The following is a 20774-nucleotide window of genomic DNA, read 5'->3' on the forward strand; positions in this document are numbered from 1 at the left end:
AATATGGATTATAGGCAAGAAATCCTTTAAAAATCTCCTCAACTCCTTAACCCTTGAAGCAATTTCTCTTGATTTTTAAGCCTGATTCGCGGATTTGTTTGCCACTCATACTATCAGTTTTTGCCTGCATAGCTTGGCACACTTCGTTTTTATATACCATTTGTTGTATTGGTGTTCTTTGATATTTTGCCATTTTGAAGTTGTATTTCACGCTTTTTTTCAAAGCCTTAGCGTCAAAATAATTCATACTTTGCATTCTTTTGTGTAATTCCATTTTGTAATCAGGCACATCTTTTGCAGCAAGATTTGCGCCCGCTGCCACAAAGCTTTCATTAGAAAGCTTGCTAAAATCCGCGCCAAACGCACCAACACTAAGCAAACCAACAAGACAAAGACTAAATAAAGATTTTTTCATAGGAAACTCCTTAAAGTAAATTCGTGCTGTAAAAACACGATGAAATTTAATCTAAGCAATATGAAACAAATATGAATAAAAAATTTGTATTTTAAATTTTCAAAATTCTTTTTGCTCCCCCTTGACAAACACTAAGTGTCAGGCTTTATAATTCCAGAATCTATTTTCAATCAAAAAAGGATAAAAATGCAAAAAGATAAAGAGCATTCAAGACGCGAGTTTTTAAAGACAAGTACAACACTTGCTGCAATAGCATTGTTAGGCACACAAACTTTTGTAAATGCTAAGGAGGCAAAAATGACAAAAACAGCGATTCCACAACGAAAAATCGAGAATTTTCAAGTTTCAGCCATTGGTTTAGGTTGTATGGGAATGAGCGCAAATCACGGACCAGCAAGAGATAAAAAAGAGATGATTAAGCTTTTGCATAAAGCAGTAGATTTGGGATATAGTTATTTTGATACCGCCGAAGTGTATGGACCACACACAAACGAGGAGCTTTTAGGCGAGGCTTTAAAAGACTATAAAGACAAAATTATCATCAATACAAAATTTGGATTCTATTATCCCTTTGGCAAACAGCAGCTAGATTCTAGCCGCAAGTCTATTATGCGCGCAGTTGATGGGAGTTTGAAGCGATTGCAGAGGGATTGTATTGACCTTTATACGCAACACAGAGTGGATATTGATACACCCATTGAGGAAGTAGCAGAGACGATGAAAGATTTAGTCAAAATGGGTAAAATTAAGGCGTGGGCGTTAGGCGAAGCAGGGATTAAAACAATACAAAAAGCACATAAAGTCTTTGCCCCTGTGGCAATGCAAAGTCAATACTCTATGGCATTTCGCGACTTGGAGAAAAATGGCATAATGGATACTTGCGAGAAGTTAGGAATCACTATTGTCGCTTATTCTCCGCTTGATAGAGGATTCTTAGGTGGGGATTTCACAAAAGATACGAAATTTCACCCCACCCTTGACTTCCGCGCGTCTATGCCGCGTTACACCAAAGAAGCCCTAGAGGCAAACCAAAGTGTGATTGAATTTATTAAAAAAGTAGCACAGAGTAAAAGCATTAATGGCAAACCTGCCACCATTGCACAAGTTTCTTTAGCGTGGATTCTCTCTAACAAAAGCTTTGTGATTCCAATCCCAGAGACAACAAAGATTCATAGACTAGAGGAGAATTTGAACGCAAGTTTATTAACTTTTAGTCCAAGTGAGTTAGAAGAAATTAACAAGGAGTTAAGTAAGCTTGTAATTGTTGGCGATAGATACGCTCCCAATAGCGATGCCGCAAAGAGTGTGGGGCTGTGAGATTATAAAGGCTTTTAGGCTTTGAATATTATTTTTTGTCTTTTTAAATTATAAGGAGGAACAATGCGAAAGCACAAAGAATCGCTAGAGCGCAGGGAGTTTCTAAAGACTTCACTAAAAACTGCGGCGGGTTTAGGGGTTTTAGGTATCAGTGGCGTATATTTAACACAAAACCGCGCAAATGCGGCAAATCCAATCCAACTAAAGGAGCAAACAATGAATCTTACCCCAAAAGCAAAACAAACTTTTGAAAAACTCTTTGGCAACACTGATGTGCCACTTGCAAAGAGCGACCCCGAGTTTTTTACCAATTATGTGAATTTCGCCTTTGATGAAGTCCCCACAGAATCTAAGCTTGAGCTTAAAGAAAGCTTGATGATTACTCTTGCCTCACTTGTAGCCATTCCTGCTTTGAGTGAGTTTAAAATTATCCTAAAGGCGACTTTGAAAAATGGCGTTGAACCTGTGGCAATCAAGGAAATTCTCTACCAAGCCACGCCTTATGTGGGTATGGGAAAGGTGCTAGATTTTATCAGTGCCACCAATGAAATCTTTACACAACAAGGAATCGCACTTCCTTTAGAGCCTCAAGGCAAGGTAGAATATGCCCAAAGAAGAGAAAAGGGGCTTGAAACCCAACGCACACTTTTTGGTGAAGCTATTGACAAGGGCAATGCAGCAGCACCAAAGGATTATCAACATATCCGCACCTTTTTAAGCGCAAACTGCTTTGGGGATTATTACACGCGCGGTGGGCTTCCTTTGAAGTTTCGGGAGCTTTTAACCTTTGTATATATTCTTTCAATGGGTGGGGCGGATTCTCAAGTGAGGGCGCATATTGCGGGAAATCTAAGAATCGGAAACGACAGAAAGAAGCTGATTGCAGTTGTTACTGCACTTGTGCCTTATATCGGCTACCCTAGAAGCCTCAATGCCCTAAGTGCGCTTGATGAGATAGCACCCTTGCGCTAGAAAAAGTGGCATTTATTAGACTTTTTTGCTATAATGTCAGGTTGTTTGACTTGGAGATAAGAGATGACATTAGAAGAAATAAAGAGGCTTAGCCACAGGGAAAAAGATGATTTACAAAATGAGCTGTGGGAGATTATCAAAGCAAATAATTTAAGTGAATTGAAAAAATTTTTACAATATTTTGATGATGTGCAACAGCTTTTTTATAGTCCAAACTTTGATGATGAGGAAGAGCCTATATTTAATGCCGCTATTACGCTTGGAAATGCTTGTCTCGTGTGTGATAGGACAAAAGATTTTGAAATTTTAGAGCTTTTACTCCAATATGGGTTAAAGGCAAATGACGATGATGGCTATAACAATGCCTTGCAATATTATGTCGGTGCGGGTGGGCAGGATTCGCACATTATCTCCTTTTTGCTTGAGAGAGGGGCAGAGTTTGAAAGCTATGGCAAGGACGGCTGGAATTTTTTGCATCGTTGTGCCGATAAGCAAGAAATAGAAAAACTAAAAATTGCTTGTAAATATGGCGCAAACATTGATTCAAGGACGCAGATTCAAATAGGTAAGGATAAAATTTCCCAAACGCCCTTGATGATTCTACTTCTCTCTAACTCCTCCCCTAAAACACAGGAGATAAAAGCTCTCATTGCGCTTGGTGCAGATGTGAATGCGACTGATAAACGAAAAAGCGTTTTGGATATGGCATTGAATGAAAAGGATAAAGAGAGCTTAAAACAAGCGGGAGCGAAAAGCTATAAAGAACTTTGCGCTTTGTGAATCTGAAGCTTGAAAAATATCTATTAGTAGCAACATTGAGTGTAAAGTAAGAATAGAATTAAATGACAGCTCAAGCACATTTAGACAGAATCCAAACGATTAATCAAGGGAGTTTTTACACGCCGGATTTTATCGTACACCTTGTGTATCAAATGCTTTTAAATTCTATTAGCAATCTACAAGATTATGTTTTGCTTGATAGCTCTTGTGGTTATGGGAGTTTTTTAAATTTAGAGGGATTTAAGCAAAATATCGGTGCAGATATTGATAGTATTGCCCTATCAAAAGCAAAAGCATATTTTCAAGATTCTTACATGAAGCCCTTATTTATCCATGCTAACGCACTCGCCGATGTCCAAAGAAATAAATTTAGGATTACAGAATCTGATAAGCTCATTATTATTGGCAATCCACCTTATAATGATAAAACCTCTATCGTGCAAAATCACCTTAAAAATGTTGATTCTATTCCTATGGATTCTCAACTTAAAGCGCGAGATATAGGCATTAGCTTTTTGCGCTCATTTGATATATTAAAAGCGGATTATATCTGTGTGCTTCACCCACTTTCTTATTTGATTAAAGAATCAAACTTTAAATCCTTAAAAAACTTTGCTAAACACTATCGCTTATTGGATTCTATGATTATTAGCTCACAAATCTTTTGCCCTAAATCTTTAGGATTTTTTCCTATTGTTATTGCCTTGTATGAAAGAGATAGTCAAGGAATGGATTATCATTTTATTTGTAATTTTTCTTTTAAAACTCGTGAGGGCAAATCTTTTAAGCTCAATGATTTTGATTTTATCGCACAATATATTGATAAATATCCAAATAAAAAGCGTGTGGATTCAAAGCAAAAAGTAGCAATGTTTTATACTCTGCGCGATATTAATGCCCTCCGCCGCTCTAAAACATTTATAAGCAAAAATACTGCAAATGCGGTGTATGTTACACAAGATAAATATAGTCTTTACTGCTATGTTGATGTATTTAAGCAAATCATCAAGCACATTCCTTATTATCTAGGAAATTGTGATATTTTGATAGATTTTAAGAAGTTTCAAACTTTAGAATCTGCATTTATCAAAGCAAGTGAAAATAAGAATCTAAGTGAGGATATAGTGCAGTATTTTAAAGATTTGCTAGGAGAGCATTATGAGGATTGAAAGTGTAAAAGATAATAAAATTCGTGTAGAGATTCCGCTTACAACACAAAGCGGTAAGATTAGAGTAAAGATAAGAAATAGCTTTTATGAATATGGAATCCCAACGGCAACAAAACAAATTCCATTCTCGCAAAAGCATTATATTGAATGGCAAATTGGCTATGATGTGGATAAGAGCAACAAAGAAAAACTTGCTTTAAGCACCTTGCAAGAGACGCATTTTGTAGGAGCAAATGAGAAAAATAAGGCACTTTATGAGCTAAGTGAATATTTGTATTATTTCGTGCAATGGGGGATTATCGACAAAGCAGAGATTGAAAATCTTTGCACATTTTTGCAGAATCTTAAAAATGAGGATTTTATAGACAGCAGAGAGGATTTACAGATTTTTAGAAGCCACCCAAAGCAGAAGCAAATTTTGGATATAGAGTTTTATGTAAGCGAAGTGAAATATCCGCTTTTAGTTCATAAATTTGGCAATTTTGATGTGTTGGTTGAAGTCATAATCAAAGAAAAGCAAAGAGCCATAGGAGTGCAACCTATGCTTTATGTGTGCTTTCCTATCACGGAATTAGAATCTAAAGACAATACAACTTTTCTTGGAAGAGTGGCAAACACTAAAGAATACGGGATTTTATCATTAGATTTTAGACATAAGACATTTGTGCTTGAGTGTTTTAAGATTTTTGGAATCTTAAGCAAGAGTCATTGTTATGATGTGTTGCAGATTCTTCATTTGATAAAAAAGACACTTTTGAAATAGGTTTTTGCACAAAAGATGATAATATCTATTTTTTATTAATGAAAAAATATCCTTTTATGCAAAATTTAGAATCTAAACATCTTAAAAATATTATTTACTTTTATCGGCAAAAATCCAATAACAATTAATGATTGTATGCGCATTTCATAGTTATGCTAAAACTCCCAAATAAAGATTGCAATCACAATAAATTACAATGAAATTATGGTATAATAAAGTAATTTTATTGTAAGGAGTATAGAATGCAAAGCGAAATGATTAATGTAACTTTTAGAATGGACAAGCAGGACAAGCAGGAATTTGAAAATGTAATTCACGCTTTGGGACTTAATCTAAGCTCGGCTTTTAATATCTTTGCCAAAGCGGTGGTGCGGGAGAGTGGAATCCCTTTTGCACTTAAAGCGGAGATTCCAAACGAAGAGACTTTAAGGGCGATGAGAAATGCAGACAATGATGTGAATTGCGAGGAATTTACTTTAGAGGAACTCATAGAAATTGCAAAACAAGCAAGGCTAGAAAATGTTGAATCTTAAACAAGAAAAAAGCTTTGTAAAAGATTTGCAAAAGCACGGATTGAACAATAGCGAACTTGCAAAATTTGCTAAATATATCTCCCTACTTTGCGAGGGTAAGGCGCTGCCCCAAGAAGCAAACGACCACGCACTCAAAGGCACTTGGCTAGGCTTTAGGGAGTTTCACATAGGGGGCGATACGCTTGTGATTTATAAAATTTATGGCGACAATACACTAAAACTTATAAGGCTCGGTAGCCATTCCCAGCTTTTTTAAGATTCAAACAAAATCCAAACTTAAGGAATCCACTCTATAATAGCACCTTGTGGGCGATTTTTACGCCATTGCATAAACTCTTTAAAGTCTGTAATACCCTCTTGCAGCACGGCTTGATAGTATTCTATTCCCGCGATTTTTAGGTTATCGGGCGTTTCAAACTTAAGCCTTAGAATCTGCTCTTTTTGCGCCTCGCTCATCACAGCAAGGATTCTTTGCGCCACTCTTTCAAAATACCCCGCATATTTGCTTCCTTGCACAATGTGAATCATATCTATTTGCCAAAGTTGCTCATCTTGGTAGAGTGCGTGCCACTCCAAATACTGATCTTCTTCCTCTAAAAGATTGCGATACTCTATGTGGATAATTTTGGGATTGTTTGCAAGTTTTGCTATGGCTGCGAAGCTTTGTGCAACCTCTAGTGTGGGCGTGTAGATATGGAAGTCAATGTCAAGATGTTTGCAAAGTAAGCCCATTTTGAGTGAGCCAATGAGGTTAATCTCTGCACCAATGCTTTGCCAACACTCCAAAACTTTGGTTTTCTCTATGATTTCAAAGGCTTTTTTCTGATTTTCTTGAGCGAGTTTTAAAAACATATCGGGATTTCACTTAGAGATTATTTTGCGCAATGCAAGGTGTGATTGTAATAGAAAACTACTTTAGAATCCCTAAACCTTATATATTCTTTAATTTTGTATAACTTGCAAGAATCCCCTTGACAAACACTAAGTGTAAGGCTTTATAATATCATTTTATTTTTCAATAAAAGGAGGTGTGATGCAGAACGATAAAAAATCGCTAGAACGCAGAGAATTTCTCAAAACCTCTGCAAAGTTTGGCGCAATGGCAAGTTTAGCAAGTTTGAGCGGATTTGCCTTAAGTGCGTGTGATTCTAAAGATTCTAAAAAAGATTCCGCACGCAATATTCAAAGCACACAAAACGCGGGAGAATCCCAAATGCAAAATCATTTACAAGGAGACACAATGGAATTTGTAACTTTAAACAATGGCATTAAAATGCCTATCTTAGGCTATGGAGTTTTCCAAATTGACCCCAAAGAAACGCAAAGGTGCGTAGAGGACGCAATCAGCGCGGGATATAGGAGCATTGATACCGCACAAGCGTATTTCAACGAAGAGAGTGTGGGCGCAGCGATAAAGACAGCCCTACAAGGCGGAGTGAAGCGCGAAGAGCTTTTTATTACAACAAAGCTTTGGATTAACAACTACCCCGAGCAAAAGGCACTCAAAGCGTGTGAGGAATCTTTGCGCAAACTAGGCTTAGATTATATAGATTTAATGCTGCTTCATCAGCCTTTTAACGATACTTATGGCGCGTGGAGAGCGTTAAGCAGATTCTACAAAGAGGGTAGATTCAAAGCCATTGGTGTGAGTAACTTTTACCCCGATAGAATCGCAGATTTTTGCTTAAATAATGAAATCAAACCCGCCCTCAATCAAATAGAATGCAACCCGCTCCACGCGCAGTTTGAAGCACAAAAAGTCTTGCAAGAATATAATGTGGCTATGGAATCTTGGGCACCTTTTGGCGAGGGCAAGAACAATATGTTTAGTAACCCCACATTAAGCGAGATTGGTAAGAAATACAATAAAAGCGTGGCGCAGGTGATTTTAAGGTGGCAGATTCAAAGAGGGATTATCTGCATTCCAAAAACGACAAGAAAAGAGCGAATGATTGAAAATTTGAGCGTGTTTGACTTTGCCCTAAGTGAGCAAGATATGCAAACTATCGCCACACTTGATAACAAAACAAGCTTGTTTTTGAATCATCAAGACCCCCAAACTGCGAAATTTTTGATTGAGATTCATAAAGAGAAGTTTTAAGGAGAATCAATGCAAAAAAGTATTGTATGTGGCATTATCTTAGCATTCAGCTTACAGACATTTTTATGCGCACAAGGAGGAGTAATGCAAATCGCAAACCCTAGCAAAGAGGCAAAGGCAAATGCAGCCAACAATCCTTTTGGCTTAGTCTATGAGGGCGCAATCGCTAAAAACGAAAAAGGCAAAGTCAATATAAAAAGCGTAACCTACACAAGCAGAGGGCTAAAAATCGCTGCAAATCTCTACTTGCCAAGCGATTTTAACCCTAAGGCAAAGATTCCAGCTATCATCGTAGCCCACCCCAATGGAGGTGTAAAAGAGCAAGTTGCAGGGCTATACGCGCAAAATTTAGCAGAATCTGGCTACATCCCTAGCTTTTGACGCAGCCTATCAAGGCGCAAGTGAGGGATTGCCTCGCAATGTAGATACGCCACAGAATCGCACAGAGGATATTTCTGCGGCGGTGGATTATCTGCTAAAAGTGCAAGGTGTGGATTTCAATCGCATAGGAATCTTAGGCATTTGTGGAGGTGGTGGCTATACGCTAAATAGCGCAAAAAGCGATAAAAGGCTAAAAGCAGTGGCAACTTTGAGTATGTTTAATAGCGGACTTGTGCGCAGAGAGGGCTTTTTGGGCAGTGAAAAATCTAGCATTCAAGAGCGACTTAAGAGTGCAAGTGAGGCAAGGACACAAGAGATTGTAGAGGGCAAAATAAGCTACACAGGCAGTGCGCCTAAAAAGCTAAGTGAGGAGGAGTTAGCAAAAATCTCCACAGATTTGTATCGGGAGGGCGCAATGTATTATGGCGATACCCACGCGCACCCAAACTCTACTTTTGCCTATACGACAAGCTCACTGCTTGATTTAATGCGCTTTGATGTGCTCGACAAAATAGAGCTTATAAATCAGCCTTTATTAATACTTGTGGGGGATAAGTCGGATACTGCGTATATGAGTGAGGCAGCGTATAAAAAGGCGGGGAGTAAGGATAAAAGACTGCATAAGCTTAAAAACACGACACATATCCAGAGTTACTATAAAAAAGAAGCGGTGGAAGAGGCACTAGGAGAGCTTAAGAGGTTTTATGGGGAGAGGTTGTAGGGCTTAAAATGATAGAATATTAAGTGCATTCTTTATTGAAAAATGCAAGGACAAGGGGACTAAGCACTTTTTTAGATGGGTGAATTTAAAGCAAAAATGTCTAAGCTTAAGTTAAGCTAGGTTATAATCCACAGATAAATCTAGGGCAAGGAGCAGGATTGAATCTGTGGATATTGACAGAGGAGCGACCAAAACTTGAAGTTTTGGAGGTTATTATTCAACGATTTTTAGCAGATTCTAAGCGGTGTGCGTTTGTGGATAATTTAAGAATCTTGCCTGTGGTAGAGGATTCTAAATAAAAAAGGAGAAAAATGACACAAGCAATTTGTAAAAATTACAATTATTTATTAAATAAATTTTATGTTGATGATTGTGTGCATTTTATGCAAAAAAATTTACAAAATAATAGTATTGATTTGATTGTAACTTCTCCACCTTACGATAATTTAAGAGATTATAATGGATATGTTTTTGAATTTAAAAATATAGCCAATGAAATGTTTAGGGTTATGAAAAAAGGAGGTATTGTCGTTTGGGTTGTTGGCGATAAAATTAAAAATGGTAATAAAAGCTTGACGAGCTTTAGGCAAGCTCTGTATTTTCAAGAAATTGGCTTTAATGCACACGATGTAATGATATATGCAAAGAAAAATACACCTTTTATGCGCTCAAACGCTTATACAAATAGTTATGAATATATGTTTATTTTTACCAAAGGAAAACCAAAAACTTTTAATCCACTTAAGGAAGGAACTGCAAGAAATGGCTTTGAAATGTTGGTAGCAAACAAAAAATCAGATGGCAAAAACAATAAGGTTCTTAAAGAATTAAAAAAAGAAAAAACAAGAACAAATATTTGGCATTATGCCGTAGGACTTGGTGGAACAACAAATGATAAAGAATCTTTTAAACACCCCGCTATGTATCCAGAGCAACTTGCCCTTGACCATATTCTATCTTGGAGTAATGAGGGGGATATTGTGTTTGACCCGATGTGTGGCTCTGGCACAACCTGCAAAATGGCTTTCTTAACCAAAAGAAATTTTATAGGTGTAGATATAAGCCAAGAATATATTGAAATCGCCAGGAAAAGGCTAGATAAATATAGGAATCCCTTATGAGTTTAAATATTGATAGTTTTGTGATTATAAATAAGCAAGTTGATAATGTAGTAAAAAATTCTGTTGGGGTTATTAAGGCTCTTAATGGAAATTTTGCAATGGTTTTGTTTATAGGCATTAACGAGATAAAAAGAATAGCCTATGAAGATTTAGAATCACTTGATATTTACAAAACAGGGAAAGGATTTGATTATAAAATCTGTAATATTTGTCATGTTTTAAAAGATACTAATAGTTTTGAGATTAATCAAACCGATGCAAAAGGCAATAAAACAACGAGACCAAGTTGTAGAGAATGCAGAAAACATATTGATGGGGTAAAGCTTTCTAATATTGAAAAAAAGAGAATGGATAAAATTGCACCACCTAAAGGCAGTATTTTCACTTGTCCAATTTGTGAAAAAAGAAGTATTGTGGGGATAACAGCGAATCTAGTCCGAGACCATAACCACGAAACAGGTGAAGGCAGAGAATGGATATGTGATAGTTGCAATACAGGGCTTGGTAGATTTAAAGACAATCCAAAGTTTTTGGAGAAAGTGATAGAATATTTAAAAAAATATGAAAAATAATGCACTTTCTCAAATCCCCGCTCAACTACATCGGAGGAAAATATAGAATCCTCTCTCAAATCTTGCCACTCTTTCCAAGCAGAATTGATACCTTTGTAGATTTATTTTGCGGGGGTTGCAGTGTTGGGATTAACATTCATCAAGCACAAAAAATTATTTGCAATGACAATCTTAAGTTTTTAATTGACTTCTATCAATTTTTACAAGCACACAATGCAGAATTGATTTTGCAAGAAATTCATCATACCATTGCAAAATATCATTTAAGTTTGCAAAATGTGCAAGGCTACAATGCTTTAAGAAAAGATTATAATACAAACAAATCCCCGCTTTTACTCTTTGTATTGATTGCTTTTTCATTCAATCATCAGATTCGTTTTAATAACGCACACGAGTTTAATAATCTTTTCGGTAAAAACCGCTCCCATTTTAATCCCACAATGAAGGGCAAAGAAAACCATATTTTAAAGCAATGGCTAGATAAACATTGTTTTAAAGTTCATTTTGTTTGCACGCACTATACCAATGCAAACTATCAAACAAAGCATAAAGACAAAACACAAACACAAGAAGTTTTAATCACAAATTACAATCCTTTGAAAGAAAGTAAAAATTAATGCGTTTTATCGGTAACAAAGAATCTTTAAGTGCAAAAATTTATGCTCTTTTGTTGAAGCACCATAGTATAGAATCTCACCCTAAATCCCCGCAAAGCTTTTTTGATATGTTTGCGGGAAGTGCGAGTATGGGGAAATTTTTTAAAGCAAAGGGATTTCAAGTTTATAGTTGCGATTTGCTTTATTTTTCATTTTGTCTGCAAAAGGCTTATATACAAAACAACCAAATCCCTACATTTCAAGGTTTGCAAAGCATTATTCAATCTAGCCAAAATTTAGCAGATTCTCTTTTTACAAACGATATTTCACCTTACCAAAAGGTGCTTAGATTTTTAGATTCTCTCCCCTCGCAACAAGGCTTTATTTATCATCATTACGCACCAAGCGGAAGTAAGCATTTAGCACAGCCTAGAATGTATTTTAGCGATGAAAATGCGGCAAAAATTGACGCTATAAGAATGCAAATTGAAACTTGGAAGCAAAAACAATCCATCAATGAAAATGAATATTTTATCCTTTTAGCCACACTTATAGAATCTCTATCGTTTTATGCCAATGTAGCGGGTGTTTATGTGGCATTTTGTAAAAAATGGGACAAAAGAGCCTTGAAGCCATTTAAACTCAAAGAAATTGAGATTTTACCAAGTGAGATACAGCATTTTTGTGCTTGTGGCGATAGTATAGAAGTTTTGCAAAAGATAAAATCTAAGCAAGTTTTGGACATACTCTATCTTGACCCGCCCTATAATCATCGCCAATATGCGCCCAATTATCACTTAATAGAGACGATTGCGAAGTATGACAATCCCAAAATCAAAGGTGTAGCAGGATTGCGAGAATGGCAACATCAAAAGAGTGCATTTTGCAATGCCAAAACCGCACTAATAGAACTTGAAAAAATCACAAAATTTAACAATTACAAGCATTTGGTGTTAAGCTATAACAATGAGGGCATACTGCAAAAAGCTCAAATTGATGAGATTTTAAAACCTTTAGGCAAAGTCATATTTGAGAGTTTTGCCTATCCTCGCTTTAAAAGCAATACGAACAAAGGCAAGAAATACATAAAAGAATATGTGTGGATTGTGCAAAGGGCTTAAAAATCTTACAAATATAAGATTCCAAAAAATGGATTCAAAATTCACTTCTTTCCCTTGACAAATACCAACTATCAGGCTTTATAATTCCAAAGTTGGTTTTATTTTACCTCTAAGGAGAAGCTACGGATTTGTATAGGGAGCAATGTATTATGGCGATACACACCCAAACTCTACTTTTGTCTATGCGACAAGCTCATTGCTTGATTTAATGCGCTTTGATGCGCTCAATTAAATTGAGCTTATAAATCAGCCTTTATTAATGCTTGTGGGGGATAAGGATTCTAAACTCATTCAAATAAGCCTTTAATATAACTTTCATCATTGTTATAGTTAGCTTGTGCGGCAGAATCCCTTAGTTTTAAAATCTTTCTTTGTTTGTCTTGAGATAAACTATAATCCAAAGGTAATATTTGACAAAACCGATAAAAATGCTCACCCAAATCTCCATAAAAGCTCTGCCGCACTATTAATTTCTCTAATTCATAAGAATCATAAATGCGTCCTTGCTTTGCATTCCAAATTTTTGCTACCCTTACCAATCGCCTTAGTGTTTGATTATTTGCTAATGCTCCGTCCAAATCATTTGGATTGGTTGTAATCCAATCCCAAACTTGCGTTTGATACCAATTTTGTTTATTTGGAATTTTGTAATCTCCAAAATCATCAATAATAGCAGGAACTAAGTCAAACTTAATATGATTGAGCTCTAAAACTACGGCTGGAAAACTTTGCTTACAAATAGAGTTTGGGTATCTTAACCCTATAAAATCCCTTAATTTTTGCAAGTAGGTCTGTGGATTTTTGGGATAATTATTTCTAGGTTCTAAATGATAAAATCCTCCAAATTTTTTTCCAAAAATAACTATTATATCAATATCGGAATTTTCATCAAATTGTCTTGATATAATTGTCCCTCTTTTGTAAGAACCAAAAATAAAAACTTTATCTACTTCGCTACTAAAATGCTGTTCTAACCTTTCTTTAATAGCCTTTACTGAAACTTGAATTTTATTTTTCTCATTATCCCTAACAATTGCTCTTTCTGCTAAATCGTTCAAATAACTATTCACGCTCATTTTTGCCCCTTATCTACTTGATATTGTATATTTTTATCTATTTCAATCTGCTTTTTTGCACCTTTATATCCCATTGAAGCAATAGGCAAAGAATACTTATTTATTTTATTTCTTTTAGAATCTAACTTTTTCAAAGATTCTACTTGTTGCTCTATACTCATATTCTTAGATTCTACTTCTAAAAAGATTCTTGCTTTATTTCTAAGAGTAAGATATTTGTTTCCATTTTTGTGGTGAGATAAATATTTCTTTTGAGGATTCAAAAAAACAAGCAACATTGTAATAAATCCTGACACAATAGCAACAAAACCACTACAAAATTTACCTAAATCACTAAATACAAAAACTAAACTTGCACAAACAGAAGCGATAGAGGCTACCATTAAAACATAATTCCAATATCTCCAATATTTTGCACTCTCAAAATGCCCCTTAGCTGAATATATAGAATCTTCTTTTATTCTCTCAATTTCTTTTCTAATATTTTCTACGATTTCTTTTTCTTCCATTTTCTACCCTAAACTATCATCTCTTACCCGCTTAGCCTTTACATTATCCCACTTCTATCACACTCTCATCACCGCAGATATTGCGCACCTTAAGTCTTAGGGGTTTTTTGCTAGAAGTGATTTTGCCATTCCAAAACTCTTTTGTTTTCACTCCATTTTTAACAATAAAAGAATTTTTGGTGATTTTTATCTCACTGCTACTTTTCCAAGTCGCATTTTTATCGGCGTTTTCACAATCAATACTTATATATTCTATACACTCTAAGCCATTTTTACTTATATTAATAGGCGTAAAAATTTTGCCATTCTTAATGCTTTGTGCTACTTTTTTCTCATTATAAGCTTTGATTTTTTGATTCACTCTATCACTTAAAAATTGAGTAATAGTAAGTTCATAGCCTTGTTCTTTTTGCTCCAAGTAGTATTCTATATAATCCTCAATCTTAACTTCATCAAGCAATTCGCTTAGAGGTCTTAGCTCCACTTCTATGAGCGTATGCGTATTTTGCTCTTTGATAAATTTTTGCATTTCCTCTAAATTCTCAATATCTATATAATACACAATAACTTTTTTTACATCAAGCTCTTCATCAAGGGTATTTAAGCCCTTATTAATCAGCTCATTCATCGCTACAATATCAAGCATTTTGCTACCGCTATCTAGCAGATTTGGCACAGAGACAGGCACGATTCCAAGTTTAGAATCTATAATGCTTCCAAACCAAAAATCCTTGTCTAAATTTTCATTCTCACTTAAGCCCTGAATAAGAGTTTTAAGCTTATCCATTGTTTGCGCTGGATTTCTAAATAAGCTGATGCCATCTTTTATTTCTAAAATATCAAATTCTGCGTTGAGCTCTTTAAGCCTATCCCTTGTTGTTTGAATGGAGTTTATCCCTATATCACAATGGATAAAGCGGCGATTGAGCTTTTGTGCCACTGCGGCAGTTACCCCACTTCCTCCAAAGAAATCTGCGACTATCATACCTTCATCACTACTTGCCTTTATGATTCGCTCTAAGAGGGCTTCGGGTTTTTGGGTTGCGTAGTCCCAATTTTTATACTCTTCTCCGTGCGAAGTAGAAAAAGAAGGAATGTCTGTCCATACATCATATTGCCCTTTTCCTAAAATAATCCACTCACCATTTTCAAAAATTTGCTTAGGGTAATAATCTCTTGTGTTATCCCATTTCATAAACCACTTACCATTTTCATCTTTTTTAAATTTTTTTTCATCTTCATATGGAATTCGAACATCATCAAAGTTAAAGGTATAACTTTCCGACTTAGAAAAAGAATATATACAATCGTGCTTTCTTGCAAATTGAGTAGTTGAATTTGAAGTTCCTCCATAATGCCACACTATCTCATTTACAAAATTCTCTTCCCCAAAAATCTCATCCATTAGAATCTTCACATAATGCCCGATATGCCAATCTAAATGCACATAAATACTCGCATTTTCACTCATCACCGATTTTATGGCGGTTAAGTTTTCATACATCCAATTTAAATAATCCTCTTTATTCCAAATATCCCCATACATCTTTTCTTCAAAGCCTTTAAAATCCTCACTCATTTCTATTTCATTTTCGCCCTCTAGCATCTCGGCGATTTTAGGATTTTTTCGTAAAATTACCTTTTTTGCATAATCTGCTCCACTTGCAAAAGGCGGGTCTATATAGACTAAATCCACTTCTATGCCTTGCTCTTTTAAGTAAGCACAAGCACTTAAGCACTCACCTCTTATTAAAAGGTTTGTATCCTCTTTAGATTCTATGTTTGCAAGGCTAGGATTGCTATGCACAATTTCTTTTGTTTTTACTTCATAAAGGGGCATTCCACGTTTAATTTTATAGCCTATCTTGTCATTGCCACTATATTTTAAGGTGCGGGTGAAGTTATCTAAAAGGGCTTGTCCTTTAATGGGGTCTTTGAAATAAGGGATATATTTTAATGGCATTTTTACTCCTTAAAAAAATCTAATGCTTTATTGATTGCTTCTGTCAGCTTGTAGCCTCTGTCTCTATTATCTTGCAGATACAAAAAGTTAAATTTGTCATAGCCAAATTTTTCATTATTCAACCGGATAAACTCGTCCATAAATGCCTTTTTAGGCTTGAAACTCTCTGCAAAAGCCTCTCCTTTTGTCTCCACAATTAAGATTCTATGGATTTGCTCTTGTTTTCTTTGTAAAATCAAAAAATCGGGCGTGTAGTTGCCTAAATTGGTATTTTTGTAAGTTGCCTCTATTTTAAATTCACTTAGAGCATTATCGCCATTATAATAAAGCTCTAAATCAAGCTCTTTAAATTTCTGTAACTTTAAAATCTCATCAAAAACTTCTCTTTCATACGCACTATCAGTTTGATAAGGCAAATAGTGGTAGGTTTTGTCTTTATCAAACCCTTGTGATTTTAATATGGTAATTTCTTTTTCATTAATGGCTTTTTGCGCCCCAGCTTCACCTAGAATCTTAATAAGATTTGCTTTGTCTTCTTCGCTTAAAGTTGTGCCTATTTTGCCACTATCCTCATCTATGATTTGTTGCACTATGTCTTGTGTGGGGATAAAAGCGGTATCATTTTCTACAAAAATGGGTGAAGTAAGCTTAGAAGCGATAAGCAAACTCGCACTTTGAGGAATCAGCTCTTTTTGTATGTGAAACTTTCTTTTATCGCAAAAGGCTTTTCTAATGCTAGATTCTAAAGCCTTTCTATCAAAATCTGGATTAAAATAAAGCTTATCGTTTTCTTTTAAGGTAATCATATCAAAAAGCTTTTTAAGTGGCTTTTCAAAAGGCGTTAAATCGTGCATTGTAAGCGTGTGAAAACTCTCTTTTATTATTGCATAAAGCCAAAGCTTAAAATGCGCTTCTTCTTTAGTTTGTCTTTTTTTTACCTCTGTATTTAGCACTTGATTCTCTAAATCTTGCTCTTTAATGATAAAGCTGTCTTTTGTCGGCTCAATAGACTTTAAGCTTTTAACTGGATTTGCGCTTTTTGTGGTGGAGTTTTCAAAAATAAGTTTTAATTGATAAAAATCAATAGGATTTAAATGCAATCTTTTTGTTCTATCAAATCTTTGCACTTCTATTAGCTTTTCTCTCTCGCCTTTTTGAAACTCCTCTAAGCTCATTTTTTGCTCTTGGGCTAATTGCTCGGCAAGTTTTTTGGCATTAAATTCATTAAGATAAATCAGGGCTTTTTCATTTTTGTGTTTTTGCACCTGCCTTAAACACCTACAAGCAGTTTGTAAAACCATATTTTTAGGACAATCACCCTCTTGGGATAAAACAACCCCGCTTAAAGATTTACAATCCCACCCCTCTTTACCAATTTGCACGAGTAAAATAACTTTAATTTTTGAAAAAGGGCTATCTAAACCCTCAAACTCAATTAACGCATTTTTAGGCTCGGGGTAAGATTTGTTGCCCTTATGAAACTTCAAAACACAATCACTGCCTAATTGAAATTCGCCTAAAATTTCACACACCTTTGGATAGATTTGCTCCTCTAGATTCTCAATACTGCCACAATAAATAGCCACTTTGCTATTTAGGGTATTTTCGTAAATTTTAGAATCTCTCAAAAACTCTCTCAAGGCTTGTTCTACAATTTCAAGACGATGTGAAGTGTGGGCGACTTTAACCACAGGGGTTTTAAGAAAATTTCCTATACCTTGAATGAGTGGATAATAATATACGATATTTGAAATTTCTTTGTGCTCAATTTTCACCTCTTTGCTTATAGATATTTTTTCTGTGCTTTTAAGATAAGGAGTGCCTGAAAATCCAGCAACCATATTTACAGAACCTTTTTTGCTCCACTCACTCACAACCTGCCTTAGCTTGATTTCTTCATTTGCTGCGTGATGCACTTCATCAATAAAAATGCCTAAATGTGGAATCTTTGTGATAGCATTTCTTAGCTCATTTGCACTGCTCCATTCTCGCTTTTGTTCCTCACTTAAATCTTTGTGTAAAACCTCTTTATCATCAAGCTTTTCTAAAATCACTTTTTCAGCATTGGTAAGCAAAATCACACCAAACATAGAATCATAAGGCTGGTGAGAAGCGATTTTAGCAACATTGGGATTTTGGATTTTATTACTTTTCTTGTTTGTTTTACTTTGGTTGAGTATCTCAAATTTAATAAGTTTTTTAAGCTCACTCGCACTCGGTTCGGGCAAAATCCAACTCACATCAAAATCCTTAATATTTCTAAGGCTTGGAATAATAGAACTTTTAAGCCCTGAAGGAGCTAGGATTAAGAAATTGTGCGCAAAAGCTTTATTATCTGGCTCATTAAGCGCAAAATACAAATCTAAATACATAAAGGCTGCCATAAGATAAGTTTTACCCGCACCCATAGGCAAAGAAAAGAGATAATCTGTGTAAGAGATATTATAAAAAAGGTCTTTAAAGATTTGCTCATAATTAATATTCTTATAATGTTGATACATATATTTTTTTAAATGCTCTTTGGGCAAATGTGAAGCAATCTCATAAAGACTTAGGGCTGCTTTGTTTGATTGTAAATAATTAATAAAATCGTAAGCATTGGCATTTAATTTCTGATAAAGCTCAAAAAGGCTTAAGGTGTTAAAATGACCCTCATAGAAAAGCTGCCATAAGGGCTTGTTTTGGCACTCAATTTTAAGGTATAAATAGGTTTTAATGGCTTCAATTTGTGCATCACGCAAAGTGTTTTTGTTGTGCATATAAGCAATAAGTTCTTTAATGGGGCAATCTTTTGCGCTAAACCAAGTATCTCTAGTTTTTGTAATTATTGGGTAAAACATTTCAATCTCTAGTTAATAAATTACTATCTTGGAAATGTTTGCTTATGAAAGTTGTTGATTTTCACACCTAAATAACAAACTTCTAGCTTAGAATAAAATGCCTTTTGATAGTTCATACGCACCCCGCTATATCTTTATTTAGCAGTATTCTATCCATATTGCGCTTATGCTTTATTAAATTTAACGATTCACATTCTAGCCTTTGAAATTACAAGGCTCTTTTTATTAACCCCTCTTGACAAATACCAACTATCAGGCTTTATAATTCCAATTTTTATCTCAAAATCAAAGGATTCCAAATGATAAAAACAAATCCTCTTTTGCTTCCTACGCTAATGCTTGGTGTATTTGCGCTTTTGAGTATGGAGCTTGGAATGATGGGCGTGTTGCCTATCGTGGCGGAAGTCTATAATGTGAGTGTCGCAGACGCGGGGTGGGTTGTGAGTATTTTTGCACTCATTGTTGCGCTTGTCGCACCGATTTTACCCCCGCTTTTGACAAAATATGACGCGAAAAAAGTTTTGCTATTTTGCCTACTTGTCTTTAGCGTTAGCTCATTTTTGGCAGCCTTTTGCACAAATTTTATTGTGTTGCTTATCTTGCGTGCAATTCCAGCGTTTTTTCACCCTATCTTTTGCTCCTTTGCCTTTAGTATGGCAGCGGATTCTGTCCCGCACAACGAATCCCCAAAGGCAATCGCAAAGATTTTTATCGCTGTCTCTGCGGGTATGACGCTTGGTGTGCCGCTTACTAGCTTTATTGCAAGCAATACAAACCTTACAATGTCTTTTATCTTTTTTGGTGCGCTTAATGCCCTAAGCCTCCTTGCCACACTTGCATTTATCCCAAGTCAAAAGCAGAATCAAAAAGCCGCGCAAAACGAGCAATTCAAGGTATTAGCAAAGCCAATAGTGTGGGTTTCTGTCATTGTTGTAATGCTTCTTAATGGCGCGATGTTTGGCTTTTATAGCTATATGAGTGAGTTTTTGCTCCATTTCACGCAGGTTTCTTTTAATCTCATCAGCGCACTTTTGCTTATCTATGGGCTAAGCAATGTCATCGGCAATTTCATCGCAGGTAAAAGCCTTGTGAGTGCGCCCAATGCGACTTTAAGAATCGTGCCTTTGAGCCTCATTGCATTATATGTCGCACTCTTTTTTGGTGGGGGCAATGCTTGGGGCGCGAGTGTGATTCTCATCATTCTTGGAATCTTTGCGGGGGTTGGTAATAATATGGCACAATTTGTCGTAACCTCGCCTATCCCAGAGGCAAAGGAACTCGCAAATGGACTTTTCATCAGTGCTGCAAATATCGGTATCACGCTTGGCACTTCGCTTTGTGGGTTGTTTATCTCACTTAATGGCTCACGTTTTGCAGTTTTAGCGGCAGTGTGTTTGGTGGTTTTAAGCATTATATTTTTAATGCTTAGAGGGCAGATTCTCATAAAAAGCAAGGAGGCAAAATAAAAGATAAGGACAAAAAGAAATAAAAAGTTTTTGAGGAGAAGAGATTCTAAGCAAGATAAAATCTTTGCTACACAGAAGTTATTTTTGGCTTACTTGCATTGTAGGTAAGTCGTGCTTCTTTTTGAGATTCAACTCCTCTTTCAAAAGCAGTATCACGCATTGCTTTATAGCTTGCTTTGAATGTGCCATTTTCTCTATCAAATATATCTTGCAGACTTAAGCGAGTATGATAATAGACAAAGGTTTGCCACTCATTATTATCTCTCTTATAGCCACTATATGCGAGTAAATCGCGCAAACTCTGCTCACTGAAATCCTTACAAGTCAAATCCTCACAGAGATTTTTCATAAAATCTTT

General features: G+C 35.7%; 23 protein-coding genes. 16 read left to right on the top strand and 7 right to left on the bottom strand.

The window, feature by feature from the left end:
• Positions 1-46: 46 nt before the first annotated feature.
• Entirely contained in the window at positions 47-415 is a 369-nt protein-coding gene (locus LS65_RS03080; protein WP_034362597.1) for a DUF1104 domain-containing protein, read from the bottom strand.
• 186 nt (positions 416-601) lie between these two features.
• On the opposite strand from LS65_RS03080, the gene LS65_RS03085 reads away from it, so the two are divergent.
• From LS65_RS03085 to LS65_RS03115, 7 genes are all read left to right on the top strand, one after another.
• Positions 602-1732, top strand: coding sequence for an aldo/keto reductase (locus LS65_RS03085; protein ID WP_084707876.1), 1131 nt, complete (start codon positions 602-604; stop codon positions 1730-1732).
• A 63-nt stretch (positions 1733-1795) separates the two neighbouring features.
• Positions 1796-2704 carry a carboxymuconolactone decarboxylase family protein gene (locus tag LS65_RS03090; RefSeq protein ID WP_138129748.1) on the top strand — a complete coding sequence of 303 codons (909 nt, stop codon included), beginning with the start codon at positions 1796-1798 and terminating at the stop codon, positions 2702-2704.
• A gap of 63 nt (positions 2705-2767) precedes the next feature.
• Entirely contained in the window at positions 2768-3484 is a 717-nt protein-coding gene (locus LS65_RS03095) for an ankyrin repeat domain-containing protein (RefSeq protein ID WP_034363200.1), read from the top strand.
• A 98-nt stretch (positions 3485-3582) separates the two neighbouring features.
• Positions 3583-4653: an N-6 DNA methylase family protein gene (locus LS65_RS03100; RefSeq protein ID WP_419471491.1), complete on the top strand. Its 1071-nt coding sequence runs from the start codon at positions 3583-3585 to the stop codon at positions 4651-4653.
• Positions 4643-5416, top strand: a complete 774-nt coding sequence (locus tag LS65_RS03105; protein WP_034363197.1) for a R.Pab1 family restriction endonuclease — start codon at positions 4643-4645, stop codon at positions 5414-5416. The genes LS65_RS03100 and LS65_RS03105 overlap by 11 nt, the downstream gene beginning before the upstream one ends.
• Positions 5417-5658: 242 nt before the next feature.
• Positions 5659-5949: a type II toxin-antitoxin system RelB/DinJ family antitoxin gene (locus LS65_RS03110; RefSeq protein ID WP_052061146.1), complete on the top strand. Its 291-nt coding sequence runs from the start codon at positions 5659-5661 to the stop codon at positions 5947-5949.
• On the top strand, positions 5936-6205 hold the full coding sequence (locus LS65_RS03115) for a type II toxin-antitoxin system RelE/ParE family toxin (protein WP_034363196.1): 270 nt from the start codon (positions 5936-5938) through the stop codon (positions 6203-6205). The genes LS65_RS03110 and LS65_RS03115 overlap by 14 nt, the downstream gene beginning before the upstream one ends.
• Before the next feature lie 20 nt (positions 6206-6225).
• Here LS65_RS03115 and LS65_RS03120 read toward each other — a convergent pair whose 3' ends face one another.
• On the bottom strand, positions 6226-6801 hold the full coding sequence (locus LS65_RS03120; protein WP_034363195.1) for a hypothetical protein: 576 nt from the start codon (positions 6799-6801) through the stop codon (positions 6226-6228).
• A gap of 181 nt (positions 6802-6982) precedes the next feature.
• Between LS65_RS03120 and LS65_RS03125 the strand changes: the two genes are divergently transcribed.
• The 8 genes from LS65_RS03125 (at position 6983) to LS65_RS03150 (ending at position 12562) form a co-directional block, all read left to right on the top strand.
• Entirely contained in the window at positions 6983-8050 is a 1068-nt protein-coding gene (locus LS65_RS03125; protein WP_236096601.1) for an aldo/keto reductase, read from the top strand.
• A gap of 9 nt (positions 8051-8059) precedes the next feature.
• Positions 8060-8431, top strand: a complete 372-nt coding sequence (locus LS65_RS10010; protein ID WP_201274306.1) for an alpha/beta hydrolase — start codon at positions 8060-8062, stop codon at positions 8429-8431.
• A 28-nt stretch (positions 8432-8459) separates the two neighbouring features.
• Entirely contained in the window at positions 8460-9152 is a 693-nt protein-coding gene (locus LS65_RS10015) for an alpha/beta hydrolase (protein ID WP_201274307.1), read from the top strand.
• 158 nt (positions 9153-9310) lie between these two features.
• Positions 9311-9451: a hypothetical protein gene (locus LS65_RS09765; RefSeq protein WP_161976254.1), complete on the top strand. Its 141-nt coding sequence runs from the start codon at positions 9311-9313 to the stop codon at positions 9449-9451.
• Between the two features lie 12 nt (positions 9452-9463).
• Complete coding sequence (locus LS65_RS03135; protein WP_034363194.1) at positions 9464-10273, top strand: DNA-methyltransferase; 810 nt, start codon at positions 9464-9466, stop codon at positions 10271-10273.
• Complete coding sequence (locus LS65_RS03140; protein WP_034363193.1) at positions 10270-10845, top strand: Hpy99I family type II restriction endonuclease; 576 nt, start codon at positions 10270-10272, stop codon at positions 10843-10845. The genes LS65_RS03135 and LS65_RS03140 overlap by 4 nt, the downstream gene beginning before the upstream one ends.
• Positions 10845-11462 (top strand): DNA adenine methylase, encoded by a 618-nt coding sequence (locus tag LS65_RS03145; protein WP_034363192.1) that lies wholly within the window; start codon positions 10845-10847, stop codon positions 11460-11462. The genes LS65_RS03140 and LS65_RS03145 overlap by 1 nt, the downstream gene beginning before the upstream one ends.
• Positions 11462-12562: a DNA adenine methylase gene (locus LS65_RS03150; RefSeq protein ID WP_034363190.1), complete on the top strand. Its 1101-nt coding sequence runs from the start codon at positions 11462-11464 to the stop codon at positions 12560-12562. Before LS65_RS03145 ends, LS65_RS03150 begins: the two co-directional genes overlap by 1 nt.
• 287 nt (positions 12563-12849) lie before the next feature.
• On the opposite strand, the gene LS65_RS03155 is transcribed toward LS65_RS03150, so the two are convergent.
• From LS65_RS03155 to LS65_RS03170, 4 genes are read right to left on the bottom strand one after another with little or no spacing between them, the layout of a single operon-like run.
• Positions 12850-13638, bottom strand: a complete 789-nt coding sequence (locus LS65_RS03155) for an SMODS domain-containing nucleotidyltransferase (RefSeq protein WP_034363189.1) — start codon at positions 13636-13638, stop codon at positions 12850-12852.
• Positions 13635-14147, bottom strand: a complete 513-nt coding sequence (locus LS65_RS03160) for an SLATT domain-containing protein (RefSeq protein ID WP_034363186.1) — start codon at positions 14145-14147, stop codon at positions 13635-13637. The genes LS65_RS03155 and LS65_RS03160 overlap by 4 nt, the downstream gene beginning before the upstream one ends.
• Before the next feature lie 43 nt (positions 14148-14190).
• Complete coding sequence (locus LS65_RS03165; RefSeq protein WP_034363185.1) at positions 14191-16110, bottom strand: DNA methyltransferase; 1920 nt, start codon at positions 16108-16110, stop codon at positions 14191-14193.
• A 2-nt stretch (positions 16111-16112) separates the two neighbouring features.
• The gene (locus LS65_RS03170) at positions 16113-18950 is read right to left on the bottom strand and encodes a DEAD/DEAH box helicase (protein WP_034363184.1); all 2838 of its coding nucleotides are present in this window, start codon (positions 18948-18950) and stop codon (positions 16113-16115) included.
• Positions 18951-19249: 299 nt separating this feature from the next.
• Between LS65_RS03170 and LS65_RS03175 the strand changes: the two genes are divergently transcribed.
• Positions 19250-20416, top strand: a complete 1167-nt coding sequence (locus LS65_RS03175) for an MFS transporter (protein WP_034363944.1) — start codon at positions 19250-19252, stop codon at positions 20414-20416.
• A 67-nt stretch (positions 20417-20483) separates the two neighbouring features.
• Here the strand turns inward: LS65_RS03175 and LS65_RS03180 are convergent.
• Positions 20484-20774: hypothetical protein (locus LS65_RS03180; protein ID WP_236096602.1), on the bottom strand; the 291-nt coding region annotated here is incomplete at its 5' end.

It is taken from the genome of Helicobacter japonicus (assembly GCF_000762845.2).
Taxonomy (GTDB): Bacteria; Campylobacterota; Campylobacteria; order Campylobacterales; family Helicobacteraceae; genus Helicobacter_C; species Helicobacter_C japonicus.